Annotated in this window: 6 protein-coding genes; 2 read left to right on the forward strand and 4 right to left on the reverse strand. The window is 64.6% G+C overall.

Going from position 1 to position 7197, the window contains the following annotated elements; translation table 11 throughout:
* Positions 1 to 296 precede the first annotated feature (296 nt).
* Entirely contained in the window at positions 297 to 539 is a 243-nt protein-coding gene (locus ACODSK_RS31885; protein ID WP_489022028.1) for a hypothetical protein, read from the forward strand.
* 52 nt (positions 540 to 591) lie between these two features.
* Here the strand turns inward: ACODSK_RS31885 and ACODSK_RS31890 are convergent, their stop codons facing one another.
* The 4 genes from ACODSK_RS31890 to ACODSK_RS31905 form a co-directional block, all read right to left on the reverse strand.
* The gene (locus ACODSK_RS31890; RefSeq protein ID WP_489022030.1) at positions 592 to 3153 is read right to left on the reverse strand and encodes a TonB-dependent receptor; all 2562 of its coding nucleotides are present in this window, start codon (positions 3151 to 3153) and stop codon (positions 592 to 594) included.
* 194 nt (positions 3154 to 3347) lie between these two features.
* On the reverse strand, positions 3348 to 4295 hold the full coding sequence (locus ACODSK_RS31895; protein ID WP_489022032.1) for a FecR family protein: 948 nt from the start codon (positions 4293 to 4295) through the stop codon (positions 3348 to 3350).
* Complete coding sequence (locus tag ACODSK_RS31900) at positions 4292 to 4837, reverse strand: RNA polymerase sigma factor (RefSeq protein WP_489022034.1); 546 nt, start codon at positions 4835 to 4837, stop codon at positions 4292 to 4294. Before ACODSK_RS31900 ends, ACODSK_RS31895 begins: the two co-directional genes overlap by 4 nt.
* Before the next feature lie 92 nt (positions 4838 to 4929).
* Entirely contained in the window at positions 4930 to 5952 is a 1023-nt protein-coding gene (locus ACODSK_RS31905) for a DUF4917 family protein (protein WP_489022035.1), read from the reverse strand.
* A gap of 111 nt (positions 5953 to 6063) precedes the next feature.
* Between ACODSK_RS31905 and ACODSK_RS31910 the strand changes: the two genes are divergently transcribed.
* On the forward strand, positions 6064 to 7137 hold the full coding sequence (locus tag ACODSK_RS31910; protein WP_489022037.1) for a glycerophosphodiester phosphodiesterase: 1074 nt from the start codon (positions 6064 to 6066) through the stop codon (positions 7135 to 7137).
* Positions 7138 to 7197 lie beyond the last annotated feature (60 nt).

The raw sequence follows: 7197 nt of genomic DNA on the forward strand, positions 1-7197 counted from the left end.
CACCGATCTCCGACTTTCTTGTAGGCAATTTCCCAAGCATACTCCCCGACCCTGCCTGGTGGTTGCGTCATGTGGAAACGCTGCCTAGTCTGCGTCGGTCGTCGCCAAATCGACGACACGGATTAGCAGTCCGTTTTCAACGCATTCCCTCCAGCAACCTTTTATGGCGGCTGTATGTGTGGGCACCTTCGGGTGCGCCGGGTTTGCTCGTTGACCGGTCTGCTAACCCACATACAGTCGCCACCCGTCGTTTAGCAGCGCGTGTGGCCAACTCCATTTCCAACGAGTTACACACCATGAAAAAACTTGTCCCCGATCCACCCCCAGCCCTGTGCGTCGGCCCTGGCCTGTCCCATGAGGAAGCCATCACCAAGGCCGCCGAACACCTGACCCGAGCCATCCTGCAAACCGCCTATCTCCCCGATCCACCCGATGCCCGGCACCGCGAATCGCTCAGCAGCGCCGTGCTGAACATGCGGATCGCAAAGGCATTGCTGGCGATGGCAACGGCGGCTTCACCGGTGACCATTCCGGTATGAAAAAAACCGCGGAGCAATGCTCCGCGGCTTTCTCGTGTCTAGCGATTCCGCCTCAGAAGAACCGCGTAATGCTCACCTTGGCATTGCGCCCGGTGCTGTACACGTTGTCGTCGCTGAGCATCGGTGCGTAATCGCGGTTGAACATGTTGTCCAGGGTGAAGTTGACCTCGGTGCCCTTCAGGTATTGCTGCTGCGGTTTCCAGCTGGCGAACAGGCCCTGGACGTTGTAGGCGTCGTTGGCGCGGTGGTCCCAGGCGCTGTCGCCCAGGGCGCTGCCCATGTAGCCCGGCGGGTACTTGTCGCTGGGCAGGCGGTCGGTCTGGCGTACCCACAGGCCTTTCCAGCCCACCACCATGTCCCACTCGGGAATCTTCACGCCCAGGCGCGCCACCCATTTCGGTGCCGGTACGTCACGCGCCCAGACATCCGGGCCCCAGGGGTTGTTGTAGGCGCCTTCGTGCTTGCCGGTCATCCAGGTGTAGGACAGGGTGCCGAACAGGTAGGTCGAATCGTAGAAGCTTTCCGCCTCGAAGCCCTTGTAGGTCACGCCCTTGAGGTTGCGGTAGTTGCCGATCAGGTAGTTGCCGCAGGTGTCGCTGATGCTGCCGCCGACGACGGTCTGCGCCTGGCACTCGAAGCCGAGGTTCTTGAAGATCTCGTCCTTGACCTTGTTGTGGAACAGGGTGGTACGCACTTGCAGGTTGTCGTCGGCGAAGACCAGTCCGGAGAAGTCGGTGACGTTACCCAGGCGCAAGGCGGTGATGCGCTCCGGGTCGAGGTTGCGGCTGGTGGCGCTACGCGAGCTGACCGCGCTTTGTACTTCGTATTGCTCGTCGATGACCGGCGCACGCCAGGTCTTCGAGTAGTCGGCGAAGAAGGCGACATCGTCGGTGGCACGCCAGAACAGCGCCAGGCGCGGCGACCAGCCGGTGTAGGTCTTGGCGCTGTAGTCATGCCCGGCCGAGGCGACGTTGTAGAACGGCGCGTCGTTCTTCTCGCCGCGGTTGCGCACATGGTCGTAGCGCAGCGACGGAGTGATGGTTACCTGGCCAATCGTGATGGCGTCCTGCACGTAGGCGCTGTTGGTGTCCACCTTGCCGTGGGGCATGAAGTTCGGCTGGAAGTGGCCGTAGTTATAGGCGGCCGTGTTCTGCGCGGTGCCCGGCATCCACATTTCGGTTTCGCGGGCGTGGCGGTGCAGTTCGACGCCGGTGGTCAGCGAGTGCTCCAGCACGCCGGTACTGAACTGGGCGGTGTTGCGCACTTCGAAGTTGCGGTCCTTGTACTCGGTCTCCATGCGCCGGCCACCGGTGGTCAGCTGGAAGAAGGCATTCGGCCCGCGTTCGTCGGTCTGTTCGACATCGGACTCGGAGTACTTCACTTCCAGGTTGACCAGCGGGTTGTCCAGCGGCTGGAAGCGGTATTTGGCCGACCAGGTGGTGTCGATGGTTTCGCGGTGGGCGAGGAAGCGCAGCATGGCCTGCTCGTAGCCATAGCGATCGATATTGGCCTTGGTCGGTGGTGTCGAGTAGTTGGTCGACGAGTAACGGGTCATGCGCTGGTTGTTCGAGCGCGAGTAGGACAGGCCGAGGGACTGTTCGTCGGTGAGCTGGACGTTCAGCTTGAACAGGCCGCCTTCCAGGTCCTGGGCGCTATTGGGCAGGCGCTTGGGGTTGATCGGGTAGGTCTTGCTGTCGCCGGGCAGGGACGAGGCCAGCTTGAAGTCGTCGCCGTCGCGCTTGGTCAGATAGACCAGGCCGTCGATGCGGCGGTCTTCGGTGCGACCGAAGACCGCGCCGCTGTAGACCTGCTGATGGTCGTTGCTGGAGTAGCCGTACTTGAGCATGGCACCGGTGTCGCGGCCTTCCTGCAGCAGGTCGGGGGCGTCCTTGGTGGTCATGTTCACGCTACCGGCCAGGCCGGCGTTGCCGACGAAGGGCGAGTGCGGGCCTTTCTCCACTTCGATGCTCTTGATCAGCTCCGGCTCGACGAACATGGTGCCTTGCTGATAGCGCTCGAAGCCGGTCTTGGTGGCGCCGTCGACGGTCAGTTGCACGTCCTCGGCGTCGCCCATGCCCCAGATATTGATCTTCTGTCCGCCGGGCATCATCGAGCCGGCCATTTCCACGCCGGGCAGGGTGCTCAGCAGGGACGGGACGTTGTTTGCCTGTTCGCGGTCGATATCGCGCTGGGTCAGGGTCGAGCGGCCGACGGTTGCGGGGGTGACCTGCTCGCCGTCGCCGACGATGCTCATGGCGCCGAGCTGGATGCTGGTGTTGGCGTTACCGGGGGGAGTGGATTCGCTTTCCCTGGGACGCACCACGTAGGTGTTGCCGACCTTGACCAGGGTGAAGCGGCTGCTGGCCAGCAGCCGGGCGATGGCTTCCTCGGCGCTGAACTGGCCGCTCAGGGCGGGCGCGGAGACATTGCGCAGCAGGTTCTCGTCGAACAGCAGTTGCACCTTGGTCTGCTGCGCCACCTGGCTCAGCGAGGTCGCCAGCGGCTGCGCCGGCAGTTGCAGCTGCACCGGCGCCGCCTGGGCCTGAAGGCTCAGGGCCAGGCACACGGCAAGCAGCGATGGGCGGGCTGACAACGGCTTGAAAGCTCGAAACATGAATTCCCCCAAGTACGGCCAAAGGCCAAAAAAAGACGGTATTGACGGCGCAGTCGGGGAGGAAGACGCGGGACGGAGAGAAACCCTCACCTGCGAATGAAAAATATTCTCAAGTTTCTGAATGCCTGGTTGAAGCTGATGGCCTCATCGCCGGCAATGCCGGCTCCCACAGGGTTTGCAGTGGTCTGGTTATCTCACTTGCGCTCGATGCGCATGCGCCCATCCGCCAGGGCCACGGTCTTCACCGGCAGCAACGCCGGCAGGGCATTGAGCAGGGCGTCGGGATCATGCACGTCGAGGTTGCCGGAGACCTTGTACCCGGCCAGTGCCGGATCGGCCAGCAGCACCGCCGCTGGGCGATACAGCGATAGCTCGTCCACCAGGCTGGCCAGTTCGCGGTTGCGGAACGACACATGCCCGCTGCGCCAGTCCGCTACTTCCGCGTCGCTGAGGGTCTGCCGGTTGAGGTCGCCACGGGCCAGGTTGTACACCGCCCGTTCGCGGGCGCCGAGCAACAGCGGCTCGCGCCGTTCGCCCGGGGTTTCGAAGGCGACCAGGCCATGGGACACGCTGAGCACCAGCTCGCGCTGGCCACGGCGCAGGTCGAAGGCGGTACCGACCACCCGCACCCGTGCGGTGCCGGCATCGACGAACAGCGGTCGTTCCTTGTCCGGCGCCACGTCCAGGTACACCTGACCTTGTTGCAGATGGACCAGGCGCCGCTCGGCGTTGAAGTCGATGCTCAGGCGGGTATTGGCGTTGAGCTGCAAGCGAGTGCCGTCGGGCAAGGTCACGCTGCTGGGTTGCCCGTCCTGGCTGGCCAGGTGGCGCTGGATTGGCGTCGCGGTGCTCCCCAGGTTGCCGGCGAGCAGGGCACAGACCAGGGCCGCCGCGGTCGCCAGCGTGGGGCGCCAGTAGCCGGTGCGGCGCGGTTGCAACGGCACCGGTTTGTTCAATTCCTTCAGCGCGGCGAGGTCGTCCCAGAGTTGTTCGAACTGCTGGTAGGCCTGGGCGTTGGCGGGGTGTTCCAGCCACTGGGCGAAGGCCTTGCGCGAGGCCCGCGAGCGATCGTTGCGGTTGCGTGTGAACCAGCTCGCCGCCTGGGCGTCGACCGAACGGCTGTCCATGTCAGGTAGGGTCATTCCGGTTGCTCCGCAACGTTGTCACTGTCCAGGCGCTGTTTGCAGTACAGGAGCGCAGCGGCAACGTGCTTTTCCACCATGCTGACGGAAATCCCCATGCGTTCACTGATCTGCGCCTGACTCAAACCTTCGAAGCGGTGCAGCATAAGGGCTTCGCGGCGGCGCGGCGAGAGTTCGGCCAGGACAATTTTCAGATGCTCCAGGCGTTGCAGGCGCTGCGCCCCGTCCAGCGGGTCGGAACCGGGGGCCTCGCTGGCGCGCTCGTCCTCGCGGCTATCGGTCTGCTCATCGAGCACTTCATGACGGACTTTCTGCCGCCGCCAGTGATCACGCAGCAGGTTGCGCGCCATCTGGAACAGGAACGCCCGCGGCTGCTCGACCCGCGCCTTGTCGCGGTAACCCAGCCATTGGGTGAAGACATCCTGGGTCATGTCCGCAGCATCGCTGGCGTTGTCCGTGCGCTTGCGCAGGAAATGCAGGATATCGGTATAGAAACCGTGACAGGCGTCCTGCGCGAGGCGGTCGGGTTTGGGGCGCTGCATGCGAGCTTTCCAGGAGATGCCGGGAGAGAAAGGTCGCGAATGTTATCGAGAATTATTGTTATTTGCTACAGGCTATCACTGTCCCTTTGCCATCAGCGGCGTCGACGGGTGATCGGCGCAGGGGCCGGCACATTGAGTTCGGCACGGCCCAGCGGGTGGCTGCTGGCATCGAAGAAATGCAGGGCGATTCCCGGCGTTTCCTCGAAGATGCGCGCGTAATGCTGCTTCTGGCTGACGATGGCAGCGTCGCTCAGCGGCAGGATGGCAATGGCCAGGTGGGACGGATGAGCTTGCTGGATGGCGCGCAGCAGGTGACGGTCGGCGCGGTCGAGGTGATGGCCGAACAGGCACAGGCCCTCGCTGTGCCGGGCGAGGGCGGCGTAGCTCCAGGTCAGGTAATCGGAGCTGCGGATGGCGCGCAGCTTGTGCTCGCTGCTGCACTCGTTGACGAACAGCGGTACATCGCCAGGAGTGTTGATGGCGAAGCCGTCGAGCAACTGGCTGCCCTCGGCGGCACGCAGGCGCGTGCCGCCGTTTTCGGTGCGCAGCAGGTGCAGGCCGCCGTGCAGGTAGTGCAGGCGGGTGCCACCGCCCTGGGTGCGGCTGACGTCGAAGTGGCCCTCTTCATCGAACAGCGCCTGGAAGCCTTGCGGGTCGTGGTTGACCGCCCAGTGGCAGAGCAGGTCGTAATTGCCGCTGAACACGCTGCGGTAGTTGCGCAGTTCGGCATTGATCGCCGCCAGGGTCGTGCCCGGCAACAGCTTCCATGGAATATGTACGCTGCGCACGGCGTGGATCAGCGCTTCCTTGATCGCGTAGTAGCGGTTCAGCGGCGCCGAGGAGCCGATCGCCAGGGCGGCGTTGACCCGCACCGTGGTGTTGAGGGCACTGAGCACCGGTTCGAACAGTTCGCTGCCAAGGGATTTGAACAGCGCCTGGTCGCTCACCCCCAGCGGCTTGTTGCGTACCCGCTGGGCGATCTCGAACAGCGAGAAGTAGCTGAATGGCCGCCAGATTGCCCGGCTGGCGCCATTGCCCAGCAGCAGGCCGGTGCACGGATGGCGGGCGGCGAGGTCTGTCCAGGAGGCGAGGGAGGCGTCTGCTTCGGCGGTCATGGCGTGTCTCGTAGGAATCTGTTGCAAATCGGCAGGGCGCGACTTTAGCACGTCACGGGTTGTCATCCGGGAGGGCGACTATGCTTCGGGCCGGTTTTTACAAGGAGAGCTATCCCAATGCCATTCAAGGAAATCTGCCTGGGCCTTGCCCTGTTCGCCGTGGTCGCCCAGGCCCAGGCGGCCGACGGTGCCGCGCTGGCCAAGGCGCAAGGCATTCCCCATCCTGCAGTGATCGCCCATCGCGGCGCCTCTCATGACGTACCGGAGTCCACCGTGCCGGCCTACCAGGTGGCTCGCGACCTGGGCGCCGACTATCTGGAACTGGACCTGCAACGCAGTCGCGACGGCGTGCTGGTGGTGGTCCACGACGACGACCTGAGCCGCACCAGCGACGTGGCCGAGCGCTTTCCCGAGCGCAAGGCCAGCCCGGTCAGCGCCTTCACCCTGGCCGAGCTGAAATCCCTGGATGCCGGCAGCTGGTTCAATCGCGCCTATCCCGAGCGGGCGCGACCGGCTTTCGCCGGGCTGAAGATCCTCACTCTCGACGAGGTGCTGGATATCGCCGAAGGCAACCCGGCACACAAGCCCGGCCTGTACATCGAGACCAAGGTGCCGAGCCAGTTCCCCGGTATCGAGCAGGACCTGCAGCGCGCCCTGGCAAAACGCGGCTGGCTCGACCAGCCGGGGCGGGTGGTGTTGCAGAGTTTCGACCGCGACAGCCTGGCCCTGCTGCACAAGGCCATGCCGCAAGTGCCGAAGGTGTTGCTGCTATGGCTGGGCAAGGACCACATCGAACCGGCGCCGGGGCCGACCTTCGCCGACTCCGGCCTGCCCGACAGGGCCGCCTGGTATGCCCGCCAGCAACCGAAGGACCGCGCCGAGTTCGAGCGCTGGCTCGACATTGCCAAACAGGCGGGCGCCGTGGGTATCGGACCTTCCGCCGCGCTGGCCGCAGGCGGCGAGCAAAGCTACGCCGACCTGGTCCAGCCGTGGATGAACGGCCTGGCCCACGACAAGGGCCTGCTGGTGCATGTCTACACCGTCGATGAGCCGGTGGACTTCAAGCGGGTCAGCGAGGCCGGGGTAGATGGCATCTTCAGCAACCGCACGGGGGCCCTGCTGCGCTTCTACGGACGTCCCGCAGCCAGGGACGAGGCGGCGCTGCTAGAAGCCGGTGGCTGGTAAGACCGCGGCATGCACAGTCCCTGTGGGAGCTGGCTTGCCAGCGATAGCGGTGGTGAATTC

It is taken from the genome of Pseudomonas sp. FG98 (assembly GCF_057808595.1).